A 21,189-nucleotide genomic window follows, 5' to 3' on the forward strand; every position below is an offset into this window, starting at 1 on the left:
TCACTTTAACGTCGTCCGTCAGACCGTACGCGACCAGGTGAAGCATTGGTCAATTTGACGGAGGGGTCCGGGTTGGTGGACATCGGAGGCCTCGGCAAGCGGTACCAGGAGCTCCGGTACCGCACGGCGCCCACCTGGGCGCACCTGATCGGTGAGTACTCGGTGGCAGGGCACTTCGAGGACGTCAGCGCGATGGCCGAGGCGGCCGAGCTCGGCGAGCTGCGCGAGGTGGCGCATGCCGCCGCCGCGCTCGCCCGTACGCCGGACGGCACACCCGCCTCGCTCGACGGCGCGGTCCTCGCCTGGCATGCCGCGACCAGCACCGACGTGCTTGAACTCCGGTTCGCCGAGCTCGACGTCGACCCGCTCTTCGGGCCGGTGGCCCAGTTCCCGGGCCGGGTCGCCAAGCTGGCGCTTCCGTCCGCCGAGGTGGCCGGCGCCATGCCGGAGAAGTACCGCGGCTTCGCGCGCAATCTCCGCGACAGGCTGGAGCGTCTCGCTGCGGGCCGCGCGGCCGGCCGTACCCCGGTCGCCTTCGCCGTGGCAGACACCGTGGACGGGGTGCGGAAGTGGCTTCATACCCCGCTCGACGACGACCCGCTGCTGGCCGTCGACCGCGCCGCGCGCACGGATCACCTGCGCGCGGTGGTCGGCGAGGTGGTGCGCCCCGCGCTGGCCGACTATGCCGACGCGTTGACGCGGGAGGTCGCGCCGTCCGCGCGGCCCGACGAGCGGTGCGGGCTGTGCTGGCTCGACGACGGCGACCGCGTTTACGCCACCCTGGTCCGCTCGCACACCACCACCGACCTCTACCCCGACCGTATCCACGAGCTCGGGCTCGCCCAGGTCGCGGCCCTGGACGAGGAGTACGCCGCCCTCGGCCGGGAGGTCTTCGGCACCTCAGACGTGCCCGCCGTCATGGCCCGGATGCGCGGCGACCCGGCCCTGCACTTCGACGACGCCGCCGGCCTCGTACGCGCCGCGGAGGTCGCCCTGGCACGGGCGACCGACCGCGCCCGGGGCTGGTTCGGGCGGCTGCCGCGCGCCACGTGCGCGGTCGAGGCGGCGACGAGCGGATCGCTCGGCCAGTACATGCTTCCGCCGAAGGACGGCTCGCGGGGCGGGACGTTCGTCGTCAACGTCTCCGATCCGCGTGCCTGGGCCCGGTACGAGGTCGAGGCCCTCGCCTTCCACGAGGGCGTGCCCGGGCACCACCTGCAGATGGGCCTCGCCGCCGAGCTCACCGAGCTGCCGGAGTTCCGCCGCACCACCACGGTCACCGGCTTCCTCGAGGGCTGGGGCCTGTACGCCGAACGGCTCGCCGACGAGATGGGCCTCTACAGCAGCCCGCTGGACCGGCTGGGCATGCTGTCGTTCGACTCGCTGCGGGCCTGCCGCCTGGTCATCGACACCGGCCTGCACGCCAAGGGCTGGAGCCGGCAGCGGGCCAAGCGCTTCCTCGCCGACCACTCCCCGCTGAGCCCGGGGCACGTCGACGCGGAGGTCGACCGGTACATCGTGACGCCGGGCCAGTCCCTGGCCTACCTGGTCGGCCGGCTCGAGATCGTTCGGATCCGGCGGGAGGCGGCGCGCCGGCAGGGTGCCGGCTTCGACCTGGCCCGGTTCCACGACGTGGTGCTCGGCGCCGGGCAGCTACCACTGCCCATGCTGGAGGCGCACGTCGCCGCGGCACTACCAGGCGTCGTCGGGTAGCGCGCCGGGCGGGCGGCGGCGATGCCAGTCGCTGACCGCCTGCACGGCTTCGCCCACCACGAGCAGTGCCCGGTCGGCGCCGCGCCGGCCGACCAGCTGTGCGCCGACCGGCAGCCCGGCCGGCGAGGGCGACACCGGCAGGCCGAGGACGGGCAGGCCGGTGAGCGACCAGCAGCCGGTGAGCTGGTTGATCCGCCGGCTGACGAGGGTGAGGTCGCCGTCCCCGGCGACGGGCGCGACGAAGGGTGTGGCCGGCACGGCGATGACGTCGGCCTCGGCGAGCATCTCGTCGACCCGGGCCCGCCAGGCGAAGGCCACCGCGAGCGCGTTCTCGATCTCCTCGGTGGTGACCCGGCGGCCCGCCTCGATCCGCCCCATGATCCCGGCGGAGACGCGGGCGTCGTGCCAGTACGGCCGGAGGTGGCGGATCGCCTCGGAGTTCTGCAGCGAGGCCATCGCCTGGTGCACCCGATCGACGTCGCGCAGGGCCACCCGCCGGACCTTCGCGCCGTGCGCGCCCAGCAGGTCGAGCAGGTCGCGGAAGCCGGCGGCGACCGCGGGCTCCAGGTCGTCGAGAAAGTACTGCTCGGGTACGGCCACGGTCAGGCTGGACAGGTCGCGCGGCGGAAGCGGCCGCGACCCCGTGCCGGCCATGACCTCCAGGGCGACGCGGGCCTCGGCCGCACTGCGCGCGAGCGGCCCGACGACGTCCATGCTGGGGCTCAGCGGCGTGACGCCCAGCGTCGGCACCAGCCCGTGGCTCGGGCGCAGCGTGGTCACCCCGCAGAACGCGGCCGGGTTGCGCAGTGAGCCGCCGGTGTCCGTGCCGATCGCGAGCCGGACCAGGCCCGCGGCGACCGCGACGGCCGACCCGCCGCTCGAGCCGCCGGGGATCCGGTCCGGGTCCCACGGGTTGCGGCAGCCGCCCCACGTATCGTTCTGCGTGGTCGCGCCGAAGCTGATCTCCTCGAGGTTCGCCTTGGCGACGATCCGCGCGCCGGCGGCCCGCAGCCGGCGCACCACCTCCGCGTCAGTCACCGCCGCGGGCGGATGCGGGCCGCGGAGCCCGTCGGTGCGCACCGTCCCGGCGACGTCGATGTTGTCCTTGACCGCGACGGTCCAGCCCGCCATCGGGCCTTTCTTCTCGGCCGCGATGCCGTCCTCGACCAGCTGGGTGAAAGCGTTCAGCCGGGCGGCGAGCGCCACCACGGCGGCGGGAGCGCCGGTCACCGCTCCCCGCCGAAGGCGCCGCCCCGCGCAAGGTCGGCCAGTTCCGCGGCGCTCATGCCGAGCTCCTCCCGGAGGATCTGGTTGTGGTGCTCGCCGAGGCCCGGCGCGCGGTCCGGCGCCGGGTTCTCCCACCAGCCGCGTCCCGCCGTGCGCACGTGCCGCACCGTACCGAAGCTGGGGTGGTCGGTGTCGACGACCAGGCCACGCTCCGCGGCCTGCGGCTCCTCGAATGCCTCGCGCAGCCCGTTGACCGGGCCGCACGGCACGCCCGCCGCCGACAGCAGGCCGACCCAGTGGTCGGTGCAGTGCCGGGACAGGGCGGAGTCCAGCACCGCGTCCAGCTCGGCCTGGTGCGCCTGGCGACCGGCGAGCGTCGCGAACCGGGGATCGGCGGCGACCTCGGAGACGCCCAGCACCTCGGTCAGGCGCTCGAAGAACACCGGCTTGACGCAGGCGAGCATCAACCAGCCGTCCGCGGTGGGGTAGGCGCCGAACGGCACCACCGAGGGGTGCGCCGACCGGGCCTTGCGGTGGGTCTCGTGCCCCCGGGTGAGGAACCAGGTCGCCGGGTAGGAGAGCATTGCCATCGCCGTGTCGAAGAGGCTGACGTCGCACTCGCCGCCGACGCCGTCGCGCCGGGCGACGTGGATCCCGGCCAGCAGCGACATCGCCGCGATGACTCCGCCGCAGTAGTCGACCAGCGAAAGGCCGCTCTTGGTCGGCGGTCCGGCCGGGTCGCCGGTCAGGTCCATCCACGCGGCGTGGCCCTGGACGACGTAGTCGTACGCCGGCTCCGCCCGCCGTGGCCCGGTCATCCCGTAACCGGACAGCGAGCAGACCACCAGCCGCGGATTGAGGTGGCTCAGGTCGGCGTACCGGAGGCCGAGCTTGTCCGGCACGTCCCCGCGCAGGTTGTACATGAGCGCGTCGGCGCCCTCGACGAGGCGGTGCAGCACCGCCATCCCGGCTGGAACCGAGAGGTCGAGGCAGATGCTGCGCTTGTTCCGGTTGAAGCTCTGGAAGAAGAGGCTGTCGTCGTCCTCGGCGAACGGCGGGACGTGCCGCCCGATGTCGCCGCCCGTGCGCGCGTCCTCGATCTTGATCACGTCGGCGCCGAGCTCGGCGAGGTGCAGCGATCCGAACGGGCCGGCGCCGTACTGCTCGACGGCGATGATCCTGATGTCACTGAGTCCGGTCACGTCTGCTCCTGTGCTCGATGACCGCGTGGGTGCGCGCCATCTCGTTCCTGGTCACCATCACTGCCTCGTCGACGCCCATGCCGGGCCGGGCCAGCAGCACGTCCGCGCCCGCGCCCATCGCGACATGGGTGGCGACGCGGGCCGACAGTTCGGTCTCGGTGCACGACCCCCCGAGGTACGCCGCGACGCCCGCGGCCCGGCAGGCGAGGACGGACCGCACGGCGTCGTCGAGGCTGCCGACGTCGGGCATCTTGATCTGGATCATGTCGGCCGCCCGCGCGTCGAGAAAGGCCAGCACGTCCTCGTGGGTGTTGCACCACTCGTCGGCGACGATCTGGACGCCGGCTCCGTGTTTGCGCAGGCGCAGGAGGACGTCGATCTGGGCCTCCCGCGACGCCGCGCGCACCGGCTGCTCGACGCGCAGCGGGAACGGCGCGCACTTCTCGGCCAGCCGGGCGAGGAAGCCGGCCACCTCGGCCGTGGAAGGGAAGATGTCGCCGAGGGTGCCGTAGCAGTCGATGTGGATCACCGGCTGATAGTCGTCATCCGGGCGCCGCGCCAGCACCCGGTCGCGTACCCAGCCGACATAGTCCAGCAGCAGGTGGCCGCCGGGCCCGACGAGCTGATCGGCGTTGTTGATCAGCCCGTGCGGCAGGCTCTCGACCCGGCGCAGCACCATCCGGTCGACCGCGCCCCGCCGGTCCTCGCCGGACTGGGCGAGCAGCGGGACCGGACCGATCGGATCGGCGCCGCCGTACTCGGCGGCGACCACCTCGGCCATCGTGCGCCGGGTGGCGTGCGCGGCCGCATCGAGCAGGGCCTGGCTGACCCCGTACGCGACCGCACGTGGCAGCCCGAGCGGCGCGATCAGGGCCGAGGTCTCCCGGAACGAGTCCACGGTCGCGTCCAGCAGGACGTCGCGCAGCACCGGCAGCCAGCGGTCGCGGGCCGCCTCCGCCAGCAGGACGGGCTCGCGTCCGGAGCCGCCGGCGTACTGCACCGACACCCCGACCCCGGTGGCCACGCGGTCGTCGTCGAGGAAGAGCAGAACCTGCAGCGACTCGCTGGGCTGGCGGATCGCGCGGTAACCCGGGGTGAGCGCCGGGCCGTCGTAGAAGTAGCCGTCGCGTACCGCCCCGGCCTTGATCGCCGCCTGGTCGTCGTTGCTGTAGGTGCCGATGCCGGGCACCGCCAGGATCCCTGAGACGCGCATCAGCCGGCGTACCTCGTCACCCAGTCCACGACCCGGGTGTTGTAGTCGTGCCGGAACCGGGGCGGGCTGTTGAACAGCATGTTGTGCGACGCCCCCGGGTAGATCACGATCTCGGTCTCCACGCCGAGCTCGCGCAGCGCCGTGTGCCACTGCCTGGCCTGGTCGAGCGGGCAGCGGACGTCCGCACCGCCGTGCAGGAGCAGCGTGGGGGTGCGTACGTCGGTCACGTGGGTGATGGGCGACATCGCCGCGTAGTTCTCGGCGTCCGCCCAGAACGCGCCGCCCCACTCGCTGGTCGACAGTGCGCGCCGGTTGTCGGTCGTGCCGGCGGCGCTGCGCAGATCGCTGATGACGCCCCCGCCGACGGCCGCGGCGAACCGGTCGCTGCGGCTGGTGAGGTAGCAGGTCATGTAGCCGCCGTAGCTGAAACCGGTCACCGCGATGCGGTTGTTGTCGACGAGCCCCTCGGCGACGAGCTCGTCGAGGGGCTCGAGGAAGTCCGCGGCGTCCGAGGTGCCCCACCGGCCACTCACGGCGCGGGCGAACTCCTCGCCGTAGCCGTCGCTTCCCCGCGGGTTGAGCAGCAGTACGGTCCAGCCGCGCGCGACGAGCTCGTGGTGGTAGAGGTGCACGCCGTCCGCGGCGCCGTTCCAGGCGTTGTGCGGGCCGCCATGGATGTCCAGCAGCAGCGGCTGCGGGCCGCTGGCGTCCGGGTCGCGCATGACCCATCCGGTGACGGCCGTCCCGTCGGAGATGGTGAACGTATGCTCGACGCGCGGGGCGAGACGGCGGTCGCCGAGCCCCTCTCGATGGTTGGTCAGCTGGGTCGACTTGCCGGTCGTGAGTTCCAGGAGGTAGATCTCGCCGAACGTGTCCGGCCCACTGCCGAGGAACGCGACCAGTGTGCCGGCCACGCTCAGGCTCGAGACGTTCTGGTCGGGCGCCGCGAGCAACGCGGTGGGGGTGCCGCCGGTCTCGGGCATGGTGTATGGCACGACGTAGCCGCCCTCGCGCACGCAGAACAGGACCGTCCCGAGCTCCGGCACCACACGCGGCGTCGAGCCGGGATAACCGGGCGCGCCGTACATGACCTGCCGGTCCATCTGCTCGGTGAGGTGCCGGGTCGTGCCGTCCGCCGGATCGACGAGGAGCAGGCCGGTGAAGCGCGCGGGCCCCTCCGGGTGGCCGCAGACCAGCAGCCGGGTGCCGTCGCCGGTCCAGGCGAGCGGCCCGGCGCTGCCGGATTCCGGGCCCGCCGGCCGGGGGACCCGTCCGGGGTCGCCGAGGTCGATGACGTACGCGGCGGATTGCCGGGTGAGGTCGGCGTCCGCGGACATGGCGGCGGAGAAGGCGATCCGGGTGCCGTCCGCCGACCAGGCCGCCCCGGATGCGCTCCACTCGCCGGTGGTGATCTGCTCGCATCCGCCCGTGTCGACGTCGGCGACGTGGATGTGCTGCCGCGGGGCGCTCAGCACGCCGGCGCCGTCGGCGTAGTAGTCGAGGCGACGGCTCACGACCGGGGCGCCCCCCGCCCACGTGCCCTCGGACTCCGGGGGATCGGCCGGCGCGGTGAACAGCAGCCGCGAGCCGTCCGGGCTGAACGCCGGGGCGCCCGCTCCGCCGGGCCGGCGGGTGAGCTGCCGCGCCTCGCACGTCCCGACGTCGAGCAGCCAGATCTGGGGCCGGCCGTCGGTGGTGCGCAGGAAGGCGAGCAGCCGGCCGTCCGGCGACCAGGCCGGGGCGGAGTCGCCGGCGCCGTCGGTCAGGCGGCGTGGGTTCCCGCCGCCGGTGGGCACCAGCCACAGGGTCTGCTCGACGCGGTCCGCGTCGAGGTCGTCGGTCTGGACGACGTAGGCGACCGCGCTGCCGTCCGGGCTGATCGCCGGTTGCTTGGGTACGTCGATCCGCCGGATGTCGTCGACAGTCAGATAGCGGTTCACACCGGACCTCTCGTCGGTTGCCTCGATGCCGGACACCGCTGATCGTGGGGCTTGCGGCGGTGCCGGACACCGCTGATCGTCACAAGTCCGGGGGCGGCGGCGCTGGTGTGGCGGCACGAAATCGCGCGCGCCGGGTAGCGCCGCACGACGAGGCTGCCGGTCAGGAGCGCAGGAAGAGCCGGAACTGGAGCATCAGCGACAGCCGCTCGTCGCGGTCGTCCAGGTTCATCCCGGAGACCTCCGCGACCCGCTTCAGGCGGTAGCGGAACGTGTTGGGGTGGACGTGCAGCGACGCCGACGCGGCGATGTTGTCGCCGAAGTGGTCCAGCCACGCGCGCAGTGTCGGCACCAGGTACCCGTGGCGCTCGTCCTGCTCGACAAGGCGGGCGAGCGGTCCGCTGAGGCCCATCCCCCGCGCCGACACCAGGTCGGTCATCTCCATCATGAGCAGCTCGTACGCGTGCCCGACCGTCGAGCAGACGCGGTCGCCCTGCTGCACGCCGCGGGCCAGCCGCAGCGCGCGGTCGGCCTCCTCCCGGGCCCGCGGAAGGGCGTAGGCGTCGGGCGCGACGGCGCTGACCCCGATCACCGCGGCGGACCGCCGCCCGACCCGGGCGAGGAAGTCCTTCGCCATCCGCTGGCCGCGGTCCGAGTTCGGGTCGGTGGCCGGGGGCAGCGGAACGATCCCGTACACGATGTCGCCGACCAGCGCGGCGGAGGCGCCCGGCTGGCTGGTGCCGAGGTGCATGTCGAACGCGTCACCGATGCGCAGCAGCTCGGCCGCGCGGTCGCCGCGCAGGCGTGCGGGCTCGTCCTCGCCGTCGGGGAGCGCGACCGCGAGCACCAGCATCGGGCGGCGGGGCAGGCCCAGCCGGGCCGCGACCTCCTCCGCCTCCGGGCCGCCGGCCAGGACCTGGGCGGTAAGGTCCGAACGCATTCGGCGCTCCACGTTGGCGTTCGCGCGGTGGCTCAGCAGGTGCACGGCGACCGTGCCCTGCAGCTCGCGGAAGGCCCGCATCCGCTCGTCCGAGAGCAGACCGGGGACCGCGGCCCACACCGAGCCCAGGATCTCGTCGCCGGCCCGGACACCCAGCACGACGCGGGGCATCGTGAAACCGCCGTACCCGCTCTCGGGCGGATCGACGAAGAGCGGCTCCTGGGTGCGGTACAGCTGGCGGAAGATGCCGCGCTCGGTGAGATCCTGCGTGGCCCAGGGCGTGACCTGCCGGTTGAGGATCGCGCCGATGCGCGACTGGTCCGCCTCCTCCTGCCGGATCGAGAAGGCGAGCACCCGGGAGTCCCGGTCCTCGATCGTGACCGGCGCGTCGAGGATCTCGGCGATGGCGTTCGCCAGGGCGAACAGGTCGCCGGTCGGGACGCCGCCGAGCGGTGCCGCGAGCGCGGGGCCGGACGAGCCGCTCACCAGCGGCGTGAGGGTCGCGGCGAGCTGGATCCAGGAGTTCTCGTTGCCGAGCGCGAGCACCGGCGCGCCGGTCCGCGGGCCGGCCAGCGAGGCGACGGCGCTCTCGTGGACGATGAGCGCGCCGCCCTGGCGTGCCACCCGCTCACTGAGGGCGGTGAGCTGCTCACCAGCCTGGACCCCGACGGCGAGAACCAGGGGGCGCCGCGACCAGGCGACCTGGTCGGCCGGGTCGAAGATCACCAGGCCGTCGACGATCCGGTCGAGGTCCTGGCCGTCGAACGCCGGGCGGAGCAGGGTGTGGCCGGCGTCCTCCAGGATCCGGGCCAGCGTGGTAGACGATCCGTCTACCACGACGGACGCTTCCGGCTGTTCAGGGCGGCCCACAGCCATGATCCTAACCGCGGCTGGTCGGCCCGATCCTGTTCCGCGGCACCATCGGCCTACTCCATCTGGTGCGGCAGCACCATCTCTACGGGCTTCGGGGTCACTTTTGCTGGGACGGTGGGGTCACGTTCCGGGCAGGTGTTGGGTCACTCGCCCCTGGGTGTCTGCCAGGGCTTTCGCGGTCACCTTGCGGGTGTGTGGTCTGGCTTCCGCGCTTGTCGGTCGCGGTGGGTGGGTGCTCGGTCGGGCCAGCCTTCGTGGCGGGTCGCGCGAGCGCACCGTGCCGGTTGCCGTCAGCAGCTTGCTGTGGGTGGTGGGCCCGCAAGCCCGCGCCGCCCGCACCCACCTCGCCCCCGCCGCACCCCGACCCCACCCGGCGCGCCGCCGCACCCACACCGCCGCACCCCGCACCGCCGCTAGAGTCGATCTTCGTGAGCGGCCGTTCGCTGTGGACAGTAACTCCCCGTCTCTTGAGATGGGCGGTAGCGGTCGCCGCTGATACATGGCTACATATCCGATATGCGCCTTGCTGGAATCTCAACTGATGGAGGTTCTGTCCGTAGTCCAGGAACGTGGCCAACTTGCGGGAAACCGTCTGTGATCCGGGACTGACTGCCACGATGCGAGAGCGTCCGCGGGCGGACACAAGCCTAGCCGCGTTGCGGGCGAACGCGGCTAGGCAAAGGTGCGGAGGCCCTGGGAGGGCCGGGTCCTAGTAGACCTCCAACTGGAAGCGTCTAAAGGGGTAGCCACTCGGTGTGAACTGTTGCTGCGGCGAGGGCTTCGGGGTCGGGGGTGACGCCCAGGCCTGGGCCTTCTGGGACTGGCATGTAGCCATCGCTGAGTTCGAGGGGTGGGGTGATGTCCTGGTGGTAGAAGCGCGACGAGGCGGAGACGTCGCCTGGTAGCCGCATGCCGGGCAGGGCGGCCAGAGCGGCGTTCGCGGCGCGGCCCAGGCCGGTCTCCACCATGCCGCCGCACCAGACCGGGACGTCGTGGGCTTGGCAGACGTCGTGCACGCGCCGGGCCTCGAGGTAGCCGCCCACCCGGCCGGCCTTGATGTTGACGACGCGGCAGGCGCCCAGTCTGATCGCGTCGGCCGCGGCCCGGGCGGAGGTGATCGACTCGTCCAGGCAGATGGGGGTTCGCAGGTGGCGGGCCAGCTCGGCGTGACCCAGCACGTTCTCCTCGGCCATCGGCTGCTCGATGAGCAGCAGGTCGAAATCGTCCAGTTTCCGGAGTTGGTCGACGTCGGCGAGCGTGTACGCCGTGTTCGCGTCGACCTGCAACGGGATGTCGCCGAACGCGTCCCGGATCGCGCGCACCGCCGCGACGTCCCAGCCTGGCTCGATCTTGAGTTTGATCCGCCGGTATCCGTCGGCCAGGTAGGCGCCGACCGCGGTGACCAGCTCGTCGAGGGTGTCCATGATGCCGACCGAGACACCCGCCGGCACCGACGTGTGGACGGCGCCGAGCGCGCGGCTCAACGGCATCCCCAGGCCCCGTAACTCGGCGTCCCAGACCGCCATCTCGAGCGCCGCTTTGCTCATCCGGTGCCCGCGGAAGCGGTCCAGCGCGGCGCCGACGAGGTTGACGTCGACGGCGGGCAGGTCGCGCAGCGCGGGCACGAGGAAGTCGCGCAGGGTGGTCATCGCCGCGTCGACGTACTCCGAGGCGTACAGCGGGTGCTGCGCGGCGACACACTCGCCCCAGCCCTCGGCGTCGGCGGTGACGGCGCGGAGGATCAGCACGTCCTTGGTCGTCTGGGTGCCGAAGGAGGTGCGGAACGGCGACACCAGGGGCAGCCGGAGCCGCCGCATCTCGATGCCTTCCAGCGCGGATGCCTTACCCATCGGGGTCACCTCAGTCCTCGGTCCGGGTCAGGGGGATGTTGGCGTACGCCGGGCCGGCGTCGCCGACCGTCAGCACCTCGCCGGTCGCGGACAGGTAGCGTCCCGGGGCGGCGGCGGTAAGCTGCAGGGTGATCGGGTCGTCGAGGGAGCCCCCGCTGGGCAGGTCGATCACGGCGTGGTCCCCGTCCTGCCGCAGGCGGTACGGCGCCATCGGCACCTCCCCGACCCGGGACTCGTATTCGCCGGCCAGGCCGGGTTCGAGCGTCGACGGGCCGAGCTCGGGCACGACGGTCCGGTATCGCACATCGCCGGTGGCGGCGTCGAGCAGGTAACGGACGTGTCCGGCCGCGTCGCGCAGGAACACGGACCGGCCGTCGACGCCGTGAAGTTCGCCGTCGCGGGCGACGATGTCCCGGATGTCGCCGAGGCGCCCGACGTACCGGCCGGCCGCGTCCTGCGGGTGAGGCGAAGTCGCCGCCGGGGGTGGGGTGGCCTGCGAGCCGTGGCCGTCCGCGAGCCGCCGGACGATGTCGGCCGCCAGCTCGTTCTGCAGGTCGTGGTCCATGGAGTTGGTGAGCACCGCACCGCCGATGCCGAGGTCCGGCAGCCAGAACACCTGGCAGAGGAAGCCGAAGCCGGCCCCGCCGTGGTGCAGCACCCGGACCCCGGGCGCCCAGCGGTCGACGTAGAGTCCCAGCCCGTACCCCTGGGTCTGCTCTTCGGTCAGCCGCAGGAAGTCCAGGTGTTGCCGGCCCAACTCGGGCCGCAGGACGCCGTCGCCCTCGCGCAACTGGAATCGCAGGTAGCGCAGTACATCCGCCACGCTGGTGTAGAGACCGCCCGACGGCACCATCGGCACCCGCCGGGGCACGTCGCGACCCGCGCGGGCGAACGTGCGGGAGTGCCCGATCGCCCGGTCCTCGTCGCCGTCGAAGGCGCCGAAGTCGAACGTCGACCGGGTGAGACCGAGCGGCTCGAACAGCCGCCCGCGCATGAACTCGGCGAACGTCTCCCCCGCGGCGGTAGCCACCGCCTGGCCGGCGAGGTCGATCCCGAGGTTGGAGTACTCGTGGTGGTGGCCGACGGGGAACCGCAGCCAGGTCTCGGGGATGCTGGCGAGGTGCTCCTCGAACGTGGCGTCGCCGACCTCGTAGTTGGACCCGACCGGCGCCTCGTGGGTGAAGCCGGCGGTGTGGGTCAGCAGGTGGCGCAGTGTGATCCGGCGTTCGGGCCGCTCCTCGAAGTCGCTGTGCACGGTGAAGTCCGGCAGGTGGCGCAGGATCGGCTCGTCGAGGTCGACCAGGCCCTCCTGCACGGCCAGCAGCACGCCGGTCGCGGTGACCAGCTTCGACGTCGACTGGACGCTGAACATGGTGCGGACGCCGATGCCGCTGCCGAATCCCTCGGCCCACAGGACGCCGTCGGCATCACACAACCCTACGGCGACCCCCGGAATCTCCCGCGACCTCGCCTCGCGGGGAACGGCTTCGCAGAGGTACGCGATGAGCTCATCGACCCGCGACATGACCCGACCCTTCTTCGGTACGACCCCGCGCCGTCGACGATCCGGCCAGGACGGCCTCGTATCCGGCCGGATCGGTGACCCCCTCGGTATCGAAGAGGACGAGCGTGGAGCTGGGCCGCAGCAGCGAGCCCGCCCGCGAGTCGAGCCGCAGCCGCCGGAGACCGGCCAGGCCGGCCGCTCCGCTCTCGCTGGTCGCGACGCCGAGCACGGCGAGGTCGCGGACGGCCGCGGCCACCTCGAGGTCGGAGACCCGGGTGGCGGCACGGACGCCCCGCTGCAGCGCCGGCCATGCCACCAGCGAGACCTCGCCGCAGTTGAGCCCCGCCATCGTCGACTCGTGCGGTCCCGGCACCGTCACCCGTTCCCGGGCCGCCAGGGACTGCCATAGGCAGTCGGCCGCCGCCGGCTCGGCGGTGACGACGCTGCACGACCCGCTCGCGAGGCTGCGGACCGCGGCCGAGGCGAACGCGCCCACGCCCACCGGGACGAGCGCCAGGTCGATCGAAGCGTCCGGGCCGAGCGCCGCGGCGAGCTGGCGCCGGGTCTCAGCAAAGATCGTCGAGTAGCCGGCGGCCACTGCCTCGGGGATCCGGGTGTACCCGGGCCACGACGTGTCCGAGACGAGCAGCTCGCGCAGACCGTCGGGCCGGTCCCGCTCCGCGCTATCGGCCGACCGGCGAACGGCGTCGTCGTACGATCCGACGACCACCTCGACCTCGGCGCCCTCGCCGCGGATCGCATCGACGCGTGCCTCGGCCATGTCCGCGGGCACGAAGATCCGGCTGTTCAGGCCCAGCCTGCGCGCCAGGTACGCGACGGCGCGGCCGTGGTTGCCATCCGTGGCGCTCGTCACGACGATCGAGGCGCGCAGGGCGCCGGCCGCCTCGGCGAGCGCGTCGAACGTCGGGAAGGGCGCGCGGCCGACGTGATCGGCGATCGCCACGCCGACGGCCCAGCTCGCGCCGACGACCTTGAACGACGGCAGGCCGAGGCGCTCGACCTCGTGCTTGACGAACACGTGCCCGACGCCGACCTGGTCGGCGATCGCCGACGCCGGCACCAGCGCGGACTCGGCGAATCCCGGGATCGATCGGTGAAAGTGCTCGACCGCGTCCGGAGGGCGTTCCGCCCAGCCGTCGAGGGCCGACCACGCCGGGTTCCACAGGACGTTACTCTCGAAGTGGGCCATCTCAGTCCCCAGTTCCCCTTTTCTCATCGATGGCCGCGCCGGCCAAAATCCGGCGCGCGCGCTCGACGACCGGGGCGTCGACCATGACGCCCCCGACTGCGACCGCACCCTGCCCGGCCGCCGCGATCACCTCGCGCGCCCAGGACACCTCCTCGGGCGAAGGCGCGAAGGCGGCCCGGATCGCGCCGGCCTGGACCGGATGGACCGCGAGCTTGCCCGCGTAGCCCTCGCGGCGCGCCCGCCCGGCGTCGGCAAACGTGGCGTCGTAGTCCCGCAGCGCCATGGTCACCCCGTCCACCGGCGCGGGCTGACCGGCCGCGCGGGACGCCAGCGCCAGCCGGCTCCGGACCTGCCTGACGACGTCGGACTCCTGCTCGCAGCCGAGATCGAGGGCGAGGTCGACAGTGCCCAGCATGAGCCGCTCCACCCGTTCGACGGCGAGCATCTCGGCGACTCGCTCGACGCCGGCGGCGGACTCGACGAGGGCCGCCACCGGCACCGGGAGCAGGTCGCACACGCGTTGCAGGTCCGCCGCCGACTCGGCCTTGGGCACGACCACGCCCCGCAGGCCCGCGCAGCCGACCAGCGCGCGCAGGTCGTCCGCATGCCACTGTGATCCTGCCGGGTTCACCCGTACCCAGGCAGATCCGCCGGCGGCGAGCCAGCCCGCGACGTGGTCCCGGGCCGCCGGCTTGGCAGCCAGCGCCACGGCGTCCTCCAGATCGCAGATGACCTGGTCGGCGGCGCTCGCGGCCTTCGCGAAGCGCTCCGGGCGGTCGCCCGGGACGAAGAGCCAGGCCGGGCCTCGTACGGTGCTCATGCGACCAGCGCCGCGAAGGTCCAGTCGAGGACGGCTCCGCGGCCGGCCACCGACGCCTGGGTGTTGAGCACGGCGATCGCGGTGCCGTCCCGGTAGGGCGTGACGCCTCGCACCGTGACGCGGCTGCGCACCGTGTCGCCTTCGAAGACGGGCGCGACGTGGTCGCACGCGAACCACTCGGTCACGGTCACCAGCCCCGGGACCATCCGGCAGGTCTGGCCGAGCGCGAGCCCGATCGTGTGCCCGCCGTAGACGAGCCGGCGGCCGCCGGCGGCCTCCGCGTCGTGGTGCACCGCCGCGATGTTGACGGTGAGCCGCGCCAGTTCCGGCGCACTCGAGACGACGTCGCCGGCCGCTAGCTCGAAGGTGTCGCCGGCCGCGAGCGGACCGCCGGGCGAGCGCGCCAGCGGCTCGAGCGACCACTGCGCGAGCCAGTCGGGGGCCGTCGCCACGTCCGGCACGGACGGTGCGGTGAAGAGGCCGTCGACGTCGGGGCCCGCCTCCTGGGCCGGCCCGGTCCCGTCGCGGCAGGGCAGCAGCGCGCACCGGTCGAACGCGAGGATGACACGTCCGGTCTGGTCCCGGGTCACGATGCTCAGCACCGCCTTGCCGCGCTCGGGCCGGTCGAGCCGGGACCGGACCCGGCGGAGAGCGACGACCTCGGTCGAGGTAACGAGGGTGTCGCCGAGGTACGGCGTCGCCCGCGGCCGCAGCCCCCGGTAAAAAAGGTTCGCCACCACCTGGCGGGTCACGACGCTCGACTGGCCGACGGCCACGTCCCAGACCACGCCGGGATGCGCGAGGCCGGCGCGCCCGGTGACCCGCTCGGCGAGCGTCTCGTCGAGGCATAGCCGGAGCCGGTCGCCGAGGATCGCCCGGTGCTGGGCCTGGAGCCCGGCATCCAGCGTGACGGCCGGCGCGGTGAAGGTGTCGCCGACGGCGAGGTCGTCGAACCAGGGACCGTCCACGACGCTCACGCGTCCTCCAGTTCCGGCGCGCCGGCGGTCAGGTAGCGGGTGAGCAGGCGCACCCCGCGGCCGTTAGCGCCCGCGGCCCACCGGGCGTCGGCGGCCGGGCGCATCACCGTGAGCCCGAGGTCGAGGTGCGCCCACGGCACGCCGGACGCGAACGGCTCGAGGTACAGCGCTGCGGTGATGGCGCCGTACGGCTGGGGCGCGTCCGGGTCGAAGTTCCGGGTGTCCGCCACGTCGGAGGCGAGGGTGGCCCGGTAGGGCTCCCACATCGGCATCGCCCACCCGGGCTCGCCGGCCGCGCCGCCGGCGGCCAGCACCCGCGCCAGCAGGGCGTCGTCGGTGCCGAAGCCGGCCCACATGTCGGGGCCGAGGCCGGTGACCGAGGTCAGCGTCGCCAGGTCGACGATCGCGGCAGGGCCGGCCTCCACGGCGTACGCCATGGCGTCCGCGACCACGAGCCGTCCCTCGCAGTCGGCGTTGGTCACCTCGACGGTCCGGCCACCGCGATGGCGCAAGACGTCCCCGATCCGGACCGCATCCGGGCCCGGCATGTTCTCGGCGCACGGCAGGTAGGCCCGCACCGGCGCGTCGGAGCCCAGGCGGGCCAGCGCGACGAGGGCGCCGAGAATGGCGGCGGCGCCGGCCATGTCCGCCTTCATGGTGAGCATACCCCGGGTGGGCTTGAGCGACAGGCCGCCCGCATCGAAGGTGATGCCCTTGCCGACGAGCGCCGTGTGAGGGCCGTCGCCTCCGCGTCGCAGCTCGATCAGGCACGGCGGATGCACGCTCCCGCGGCCCACGCCGGCGATGCCGCCGAATTGCTCGCGCTCCAGCGTCGCGGCGTCGTGTACGCGTACCTCAAACCCGAGCGCCTCGCCGAGTTCCTGGCACACGGTCGCCAGCCGCGCCGGGACGAGTTGGCCGGGCGGCGTGTTGATCAGGTCCCGGGCGAGGTTGGCGGCCGCGCCGAGCGCGACCCCTTCCCGTACGGCATGCTCCGGTCCCCCGCGCCGATGCGGGCCGGGGTCGAGCCGGGCGAGCAGGTCGGCGACGGTCCAGTCTGGGCGGTACCGGTACGTGCCGAGGGTCCAGCCCTCCGCCGCGGCGACCGCGCAGTGCGGGTCGGCGTCCCAGCACCCGATCGCGTCGAGCACCGCCGGCACGGATCCGCAGCGCCGGGCCGCCGCCATCGCGGCCGCCCGCACGTGGTCGAACGCCAGACCCGGCCGGGGATCGCCGACGGTCACGTAGACGAGGTCGGGGCCGTCGAGGATGGGGACCCGGGCCACGTCGCCGGGCTCGGCCCGGCCGAGGCGAGCCCCGATCGCGTGCACGTCGACATCGACGCCGGCCTCCGCGAGGAAGCCGGCGACCGGGGCCGGCACCGCCCCACCGGTCCCGACCGGCACGACGACCACGTCCGCCACCCGTTCCGTCACCTAGTCCTCCTGAACACGCGGGCCGCCCGCTGCGACCCGTGCCGTTTGAGCAGGCTAAACCGGCGGCGACGGCCGCCGTCGGTGTCGGACGCCCAACCTCGGGGCCGCCTTTCATGTCGGGCCACAAGAGTCGCCACCCCACCCGATGAAACGTTGGCGGCGCCGTCCAAAGCGCCGGAGGAAAACCCCATGAACGCACCGTCCGTCGGCTCCCGATCCCGGGTCGCCGGCGTCGTCGCGGCGTCGGCCCGGATGATCCGCTGCGAGTCACCCTCCACCGACCTCGCCGCGGTCGCCCGCAGCGCCGACCGCGTCGCGCGGGTCGGCGAGGAGATCCTGGGCCGCCCCGCCGAGCCGATCGTCACCGCCGGCCGCACCCACCTGCGCTGGCGGTGGGGAAAGGAACCACCTCGCGTGCTCGTGCTGGGGCACCACGACACCGTCTGGCCGCTGGGCACGATCGACACGATCCCCTTCACGGCCGGCGACCGGATCCGCGGGCCCGGGTGCCTGGACATGAAGGTGGGCCTCGCCCTCGCCTTCCACGCCATCGCCGCGCTCGACGACCCGTCCGGGGTCACCCTGCTGGTCACCGGCGACGAGGAGCTCGGCTCCCCGACCTCCCGCGAGCTGATCGAGGACGAGGCCAGGGGCTGCGCCGCGGTCCTGGTACTGGAGGCCGGCGACGACTCCGGCGCCCTGAAGACCGAGCGCAAGGGCCGTGCCCACTACGAGCTGACCTTCGCCGGGCGCGCGGCCCACGCCGGCCTGGAACCGCACCTGGGCGCGAACGCGCTGGTCGGGCTGGGCGCCGCCGTCGGCGCCATCGCCGCGCTGGCCGACGACGCGGCGGGGACCAGCGTGACGCCAACGATGGCTTCCGCCGGTACGGCCGTCAACACGGTGCCGGACCGGGCCACGCTGACGATCGACGTTCGTGCCCGGACCACCGAGGAGCTGCGGCGGGTCGACACCGCGATCCGCGGCCTGGCGCCGGCGAACGGTGACGTCACCATCGAGGTAAAGGGTGGCATCGACCGTCCGCCGCTCGAGGCCACGATGACGGCCGGGCTGTTCGAGCGGGCCCGCGCCGTAGCGGATCGGCTGGGCATCGGCCCGCTCGCCGGTGTCGCGGCCGGCGGCGGATCGGACGGCAACCTCACGGCCGCCGCCGGGGTGCCGACCCTGGACGGCCTGGGCGGGGTGGGCGGCGGGGCGCACGCCCGCCACGAGTGGGTCGACGTGGCCCGGCTCGGCGACCGCCTCGCCCTGCTGACTGCGCTGCTCGACGACCTGCTCGGCGAGGCCCCGCGATGACGCCGGAGCATGCGGTATCGGTCCGCGAGGCGGCCGGGCTCGCCGACTTCGGGGCGATCGCCGCCCTCTTCAACCGGGTCTGGGACGGCGCGCCCGACTCCAGCCAGATCACCGTCGCGTTGCTGCGCGCCTTCAGCATGACCGGCAACTACGTCGCCGTCGCGTTCGTCGGGGAGCACCTGGCCGGCGCCGCGGTCGGGTTCCTCGCGCCGCACAACGGATCCCTGCACAGCCACATCACCGGGGTCGAGGCGAAGTACCGCGCCCAGCAGGTCGGCTACCTGCTCAAATGCCACCAGCGCGACTGGGCGCTGCGCCACGACATCGGCTCGATCACCTGGACGTTCGACCCCCTGGTCTGCCGCAACGCGTACTTCAACCTGGTCAAGCTCGGCGCCCGGGCGACGGAGTACCTGCCCGACTTCTACGGCCCGATGCACGACGGGCTCAACCGCGGCGAGGCCAGCGACCGGCTGTTCGTCGAGTGGGATCTGCTCTCCCCCGCCGCCGTCGCGCCGCCCGGGGGCGACCATCCGCCGCTGATCACGGTCCGCGACGACGCGCTCCGGGCGGCGCCGTGGACCGGCGGGCCCGCCTTCGTCCCGGTTCCCGAGGACATCGAACGGGTCCGGGTCGAGCACCCCCGCCTCGCGCGGGCCTGGCGTGCCCACGTCCGGGACGTGCTGGCCGGGGCCCTGGGCTGCGGCGCCGAGATCGCCGCCTTCGACCGGCGGCACGGCTACCTGATTACCTACCCACCCAAGGCAGGAGAACGATGACAGACCACCCGGACGTCGTGACGATCTGCTCCGACCTCATCGCGATCGACACCAGCAACTACGGCAAGGCCGGCAGCAAGGGCGAGCTGGTCGCGGCCGAGTACGTCACCGGCCTCCTGCGCGGGGCGGGGTACGACCCCGAGATCATCGAGTCCGAGCCGACCCGGGCCAACGTCGTCCTCCGGGTCCCGGGCGCCGACCGGTCGCTCCCTGGCCTGCTCGTCCACGGGCATCTCGACGTCGTCCCCGCCGAGCCGGAGCGGTGGACGGTGGCGCCGTTCGAGGGCCGGGTGGCGGACGGGTACGTGTGGGGCCGCGGCGCGACCGACATGAAGGACGCGGTCGCGATGATGCTCGCCACCCTGCTGGGGTGGGCGGCCGACGCGACCGTCCCACGACGCGACGTGGTCTTCGCCTTCGTCGCGGACGAGGAGGAGGACGGTGCCCTCGGCGCCGAGTGGCTGGTACGCAACCGACCCGAGCTCTTCGCCGGGGTCACCGCCGCCGTCGGCGAGGCGGGCGGGCGGGCCGTACCGGTACGGGCGCCCGACGGGACCGTACGGCGGTTCTACCCGATCGCCGTCGCCGAGCGTGGCTCCCTCCACATGCGCGTCCGCGCGACCGGTACGGAGGGCCACGGGTCACGCCCGAACCCGGACAACCCCGTCGCCCGCCTGGTGACCGGCCTGGCCCGGATCTCGGCGCACCGGTGGCCGCTGACCCTGACGCCACCGGTGCGCCGGCTGCTCGACACCGCCGTGCGGACCCTCGGCCTCGACGCCGACCTCTCCTCCGACGAGGGCGTCGAGGCCGTCCTCGACCGGATCGGGCCGCTGCGCGAGTACGTCGAGCCGTCGCTGCGCTGCTCGACGAACGTCACCGTGCTCGACGCCGGCTACAAGTTCAACGTGGTGCCGGGCGAGGCGCACGCCGAGATCGACGTACGCTCGCTGCCCGACACCGAGGACGAACAGCTCGCCATCATCGACGAGCTGCTGGGACCGTCCGTCACCCGGTCATTCCTGTCCTACCGCCCCGCGATCGGCGCCGGCTGGGACAACGCCTGGTACGACGCGATGGCCGCGTCGGTCCTGCGCCACGACCCGGACGGCGTGATCGTCCCGTTCTGCATGGGCGGCGGTACCGACGCCAAGCCGTTCGCCGAGCTGGGGATGGCGGGCTTCGGCTTCGCCCCGCTCAGCGAGGACCCCGACGGCCGCACGCCAACCGGCATGCACGGCGTCGACGAACGCGTGCCGATCGCGTCCCTGCGCAGCGGCCTGGACGTGCTGGATGACTTCCTGCGCACGGTATGATCCGCGTTCAACCTTCCCGACCTTGCGTACGGTGGGCGTCCACGCTGAGCAGGACGCGTTGCCGGGCTGTCACTCCTCGGCCACGCCGGACTGCGAGGCTTAGTGGTCCGGTCCGTAAGTCCTTCGGGGGTTATGTAGCGAGGGCCGGTGCGGCAGGCTGGTGGTCGCAGCCGGAGGGCTGTTGGGGGTTCTGCTCTTTCTGTTCGTGTCGCTCGATCCGGGCTATGAGGTCCTCGAGGTCGGCCGGGGTGAACTTCCATCTGAACGGCTGGGCGGTCGCGTTGTAGCGCTGCTCGAAGGCGGTGAGTCGGTCTTCGACCTGGTCAAGGCTGGTGAAGTCGTTGGGTGTGAGAACTTTGCGCCCGACGATCGAGAAGTAGATCTCGATCTGGTTGACCCACGAGGCATGGACCGGTGTGTGGACCATGACCGCGTTCGGGAACCGCTTCGTGAGGCGGTCGACCGCGGTCTGGCCGCGGTGGGACGAGCCGTTGTCGACCACCCAGAACACCCGTTCCGCGGAGGCATACGGTTCTTGGGTCATGACCTGTTCGACCAGGGTCATGAACGGGACAATGCCGGTCTTGGGCGAGTAGTGGCCGAAGACACGGGCCTGGTGGACGTCGTAGGCGGCCAGGTAGGTCAGGGCGTCTTGACGCTGGTATTCGTGGTTGACCCGCATCGTGCGGGCGGCGCCGGGTGACAGGGTGGGGTGGCAGCGGCAGCGGGCCTGGATGCTGGTCTTCTCGTCGCTGGAGATGACGTACTCGTGCGGGCCGAGCGCAATGCCCTGGTAGGTGCGGGGGCGTAGAGGTCGAGCACCCGGGTGGCCTTGGCGGCGAAGTCCGGGTCACGGATGAAGATCCAGGACTGGT

The 21,189-nt window shown here is 73.2% G+C and carries 17 protein-coding genes; 5 read left to right on the forward strand and 12 right to left on the reverse strand.

Annotated elements, in window-relative coordinates; all coding sequences use genetic code 11:
• The first annotated feature begins 75 nt into the window (after nucleotides 1-75).
• Nucleotides 76-1,713, forward strand: coding sequence for a DUF885 domain-containing protein (locus ABZ807_RS27790; protein ID WP_357164167.1), 1,638 nt, complete (start codon nucleotides 76-78; stop codon nucleotides 1,711-1,713).
• Here ABZ807_RS27790 and ABZ807_RS27795 read toward each other — a convergent pair.
• The 11 genes from ABZ807_RS27795 to ABZ807_RS27845 all read right to left on the reverse strand — a co-directional run bounded on the left by ABZ807_RS27795 (nucleotide 1,693) and on the right by ABZ807_RS27845 (nucleotide 16,902).
• Nucleotides 1,693-2,943 carry an amidase gene (locus tag ABZ807_RS27795; RefSeq protein WP_357164104.1) on the reverse strand — a complete coding sequence of 417 codons (1,251 nt, stop codon included), beginning with the start codon at nucleotides 2,941-2,943 and terminating at the stop codon, nucleotides 1,693-1,695. The genes ABZ807_RS27790 and ABZ807_RS27795 overlap by 21 nt on opposite strands.
• A complete protein-coding gene (locus ABZ807_RS27800) occupies nucleotides 2,940-4,142 on the reverse strand; it encodes a CoA transferase (protein WP_357164107.1) in 1,203 nt (400 codons plus the stop codon). The genes ABZ807_RS27795 and ABZ807_RS27800 overlap by 4 nt, the downstream gene beginning before the upstream one ends.
• Nucleotides 4,126-5,355 carry a methylaspartate ammonia-lyase gene (locus ABZ807_RS27805; protein ID WP_357164110.1) on the reverse strand — a complete coding sequence of 410 codons (1,230 nt, stop codon included), beginning with the start codon at nucleotides 5,353-5,355 and terminating at the stop codon, nucleotides 4,126-4,128. Before ABZ807_RS27805 ends, ABZ807_RS27800 begins: the two co-directional genes overlap by 17 nt.
• Nucleotides 5,355-7,331: a S9 family peptidase gene (locus ABZ807_RS27810; protein ID WP_357164113.1), complete on the reverse strand. Its 1,977-nt coding sequence runs from the start codon at nucleotides 7,329-7,331 to the stop codon at nucleotides 5,355-5,357. Before ABZ807_RS27810 ends, ABZ807_RS27805 begins: the two co-directional genes overlap by 1 nt.
• Nucleotides 7,332-7,455: 124 nt before the next feature.
• Nucleotides 7,456-9,069, reverse strand: a complete 1,614-nt coding sequence (locus tag ABZ807_RS27815) for a helix-turn-helix domain-containing protein (protein ID WP_357164115.1) — start codon at nucleotides 9,067-9,069, stop codon at nucleotides 7,456-7,458.
• 770 nt (nucleotides 9,070-9,839) lie between these two features.
• A complete protein-coding gene (gene menC / locus ABZ807_RS27820) occupies nucleotides 9,840-10,955 on the reverse strand; it encodes an o-succinylbenzoate synthase (RefSeq protein WP_357164118.1) in 1,116 nt (371 codons plus the stop codon).
• A 10-nt stretch (nucleotides 10,956-10,965) separates the two neighbouring features.
• On the reverse strand, nucleotides 10,966-12,480 hold the full coding sequence (locus ABZ807_RS27825; RefSeq protein ID WP_357164121.1) for a serine hydrolase domain-containing protein: 1,515 nt from the start codon (nucleotides 12,478-12,480) through the stop codon (nucleotides 10,966-10,968).
• Entirely contained in the window at nucleotides 12,464-13,669 is a 1,206-nt protein-coding gene (locus ABZ807_RS27830) for a pyridoxal-phosphate dependent enzyme (protein ID WP_357164124.1), read from the reverse strand. Before ABZ807_RS27830 ends, ABZ807_RS27825 begins: the two co-directional genes overlap by 17 nt.
• Before the next feature lies 1 nt (nucleotide 13,670).
• Nucleotides 13,671-14,489 carry a CoA ester lyase gene (locus ABZ807_RS27835; RefSeq protein ID WP_357164127.1) on the reverse strand — a complete coding sequence of 273 codons (819 nt, stop codon included), beginning with the start codon at nucleotides 14,487-14,489 and terminating at the stop codon, nucleotides 13,671-13,673.
• Nucleotides 14,486-15,466 (reverse strand): hypothetical protein, encoded by a 981-nt coding sequence (locus ABZ807_RS27840; protein WP_357164130.1) that lies wholly within the window; start codon nucleotides 15,464-15,466, stop codon nucleotides 14,486-14,488. Before ABZ807_RS27840 ends, ABZ807_RS27835 begins: the two co-directional genes overlap by 4 nt.
• Nucleotides 15,463-16,902 (reverse strand): leucyl aminopeptidase family protein, encoded by a 1,440-nt coding sequence (locus tag ABZ807_RS27845; RefSeq protein WP_357164133.1) that lies wholly within the window; start codon nucleotides 16,900-16,902, stop codon nucleotides 15,463-15,465. Before ABZ807_RS27845 ends, ABZ807_RS27840 begins: the two co-directional genes overlap by 4 nt.
• A gap of 189 nt (nucleotides 16,903-17,091) precedes the next feature.
• Between ABZ807_RS27845 and ABZ807_RS27850 the strand changes: the two genes are divergently transcribed.
• The 3 genes from ABZ807_RS27850 to ABZ807_RS27860 are packed head-to-tail and all read left to right on the forward strand — an operon-like array spanning nucleotide 17,092 to nucleotide 20,314.
• Nucleotides 17,092-18,219 (forward strand): M20/M25/M40 family metallo-hydrolase, encoded by a 1,128-nt coding sequence (locus ABZ807_RS27850; protein ID WP_357164136.1) that lies wholly within the window; start codon nucleotides 17,092-17,094, stop codon nucleotides 18,217-18,219.
• On the forward strand, nucleotides 18,216-18,998 hold the full coding sequence (locus ABZ807_RS27855) for a GNAT family N-acetyltransferase (protein ID WP_357164139.1): 783 nt from the start codon (nucleotides 18,216-18,218) through the stop codon (nucleotides 18,996-18,998). Before ABZ807_RS27850 ends, ABZ807_RS27855 begins: the two co-directional genes overlap by 4 nt.
• Nucleotides 18,995-20,314, forward strand: a complete 1,320-nt coding sequence (locus tag ABZ807_RS27860) for a M20/M25/M40 family metallo-hydrolase (protein ID WP_357164142.1) — start codon at nucleotides 18,995-18,997, stop codon at nucleotides 20,312-20,314. Before ABZ807_RS27855 ends, ABZ807_RS27860 begins: the two co-directional genes overlap by 4 nt.
• A 130-nt stretch (nucleotides 20,315-20,444) precedes the next feature.
• On the opposite strand, the gene ABZ807_RS27865 is transcribed toward ABZ807_RS27860, so the two are convergent.
• Nucleotides 20,445-20,996, reverse strand: coding sequence for a transposase (locus tag ABZ807_RS27865; RefSeq protein ID WP_357164145.1), 552 nt, complete (start codon nucleotides 20,994-20,996; stop codon nucleotides 20,445-20,447).
• On the opposite strand from ABZ807_RS27865, the gene ABZ807_RS27870 reads away from it, so the two are divergent.
• Nucleotides 20,986-21,111 (forward strand): hypothetical protein, encoded by a 126-nt coding sequence (locus tag ABZ807_RS27870; protein WP_357164148.1) that lies wholly within the window; start codon nucleotides 20,986-20,988, stop codon nucleotides 21,109-21,111. The genes ABZ807_RS27865 and ABZ807_RS27870 overlap by 11 nt on opposite strands.
• Nucleotides 21,112-21,189: the final 78 nt, after the last annotated feature.

This window comes from Micromonospora sp. NPDC047548, from assembly GCF_040642975.1.
Lineage (GTDB): Bacteria > Actinomycetota > Actinomycetes > Mycobacteriales > Micromonosporaceae > Micromonospora.

Coding starts and splice junctions, on each gene's coding strand:
- ABZ807_RS27805 (WP_357164110.1), bottom strand. CDS start 5,355: ATGCGCGTCTCAGGGATCCTGGCGGTGCCCGGCATCGGCACCTACAGC.
- ABZ807_RS27855 (WP_357164139.1), top strand. CDS start 18,216: ATGACGCCGGAGCATGCGGTATCGGTCCGCGAGGCGGCCGGGCTCGCC.
- ABZ807_RS27835 (WP_357164127.1), bottom strand. CDS start 14,489: ATGAGCACCGTACGAGGCCCGGCCTGGCTCTTCGTCCCGGGCGACCGC.
- ABZ807_RS27850 (WP_357164136.1), top strand. CDS start 17,092: ATGAACGCACCGTCCGTCGGCTCCCGATCCCGGGTCGCCGGCGTCGTC.
- ABZ807_RS27860 (WP_357164142.1), top strand. CDS start 18,995: ATGACAGACCACCCGGACGTCGTGACGATCTGCTCCGACCTCATCGCG.
- ABZ807_RS27825 (WP_357164121.1), bottom strand. CDS start 12,480: ATGTCGCGGGTCGATGAGCTCATCGCGTACCTCTGCGAAGCCGTTCCC.
- ABZ807_RS27830 (WP_357164124.1), bottom strand. CDS start 13,669: ATGGCCCACTTCGAGAGTAACGTCCTGTGGAACCCGGCGTGGTCGGCC.
- ABZ807_RS27865 (WP_357164145.1), bottom strand. CDS start 20,996: ATGCGGGTCAACCACGAATACCAGCGTCAAGACGCCCTGACCTACCTG.
- menC (WP_357164118.1), bottom strand. CDS start 10,955: ATGGGTAAGGCATCCGCGCTGGAAGGCATCGAGATGCGGCGGCTCCGG.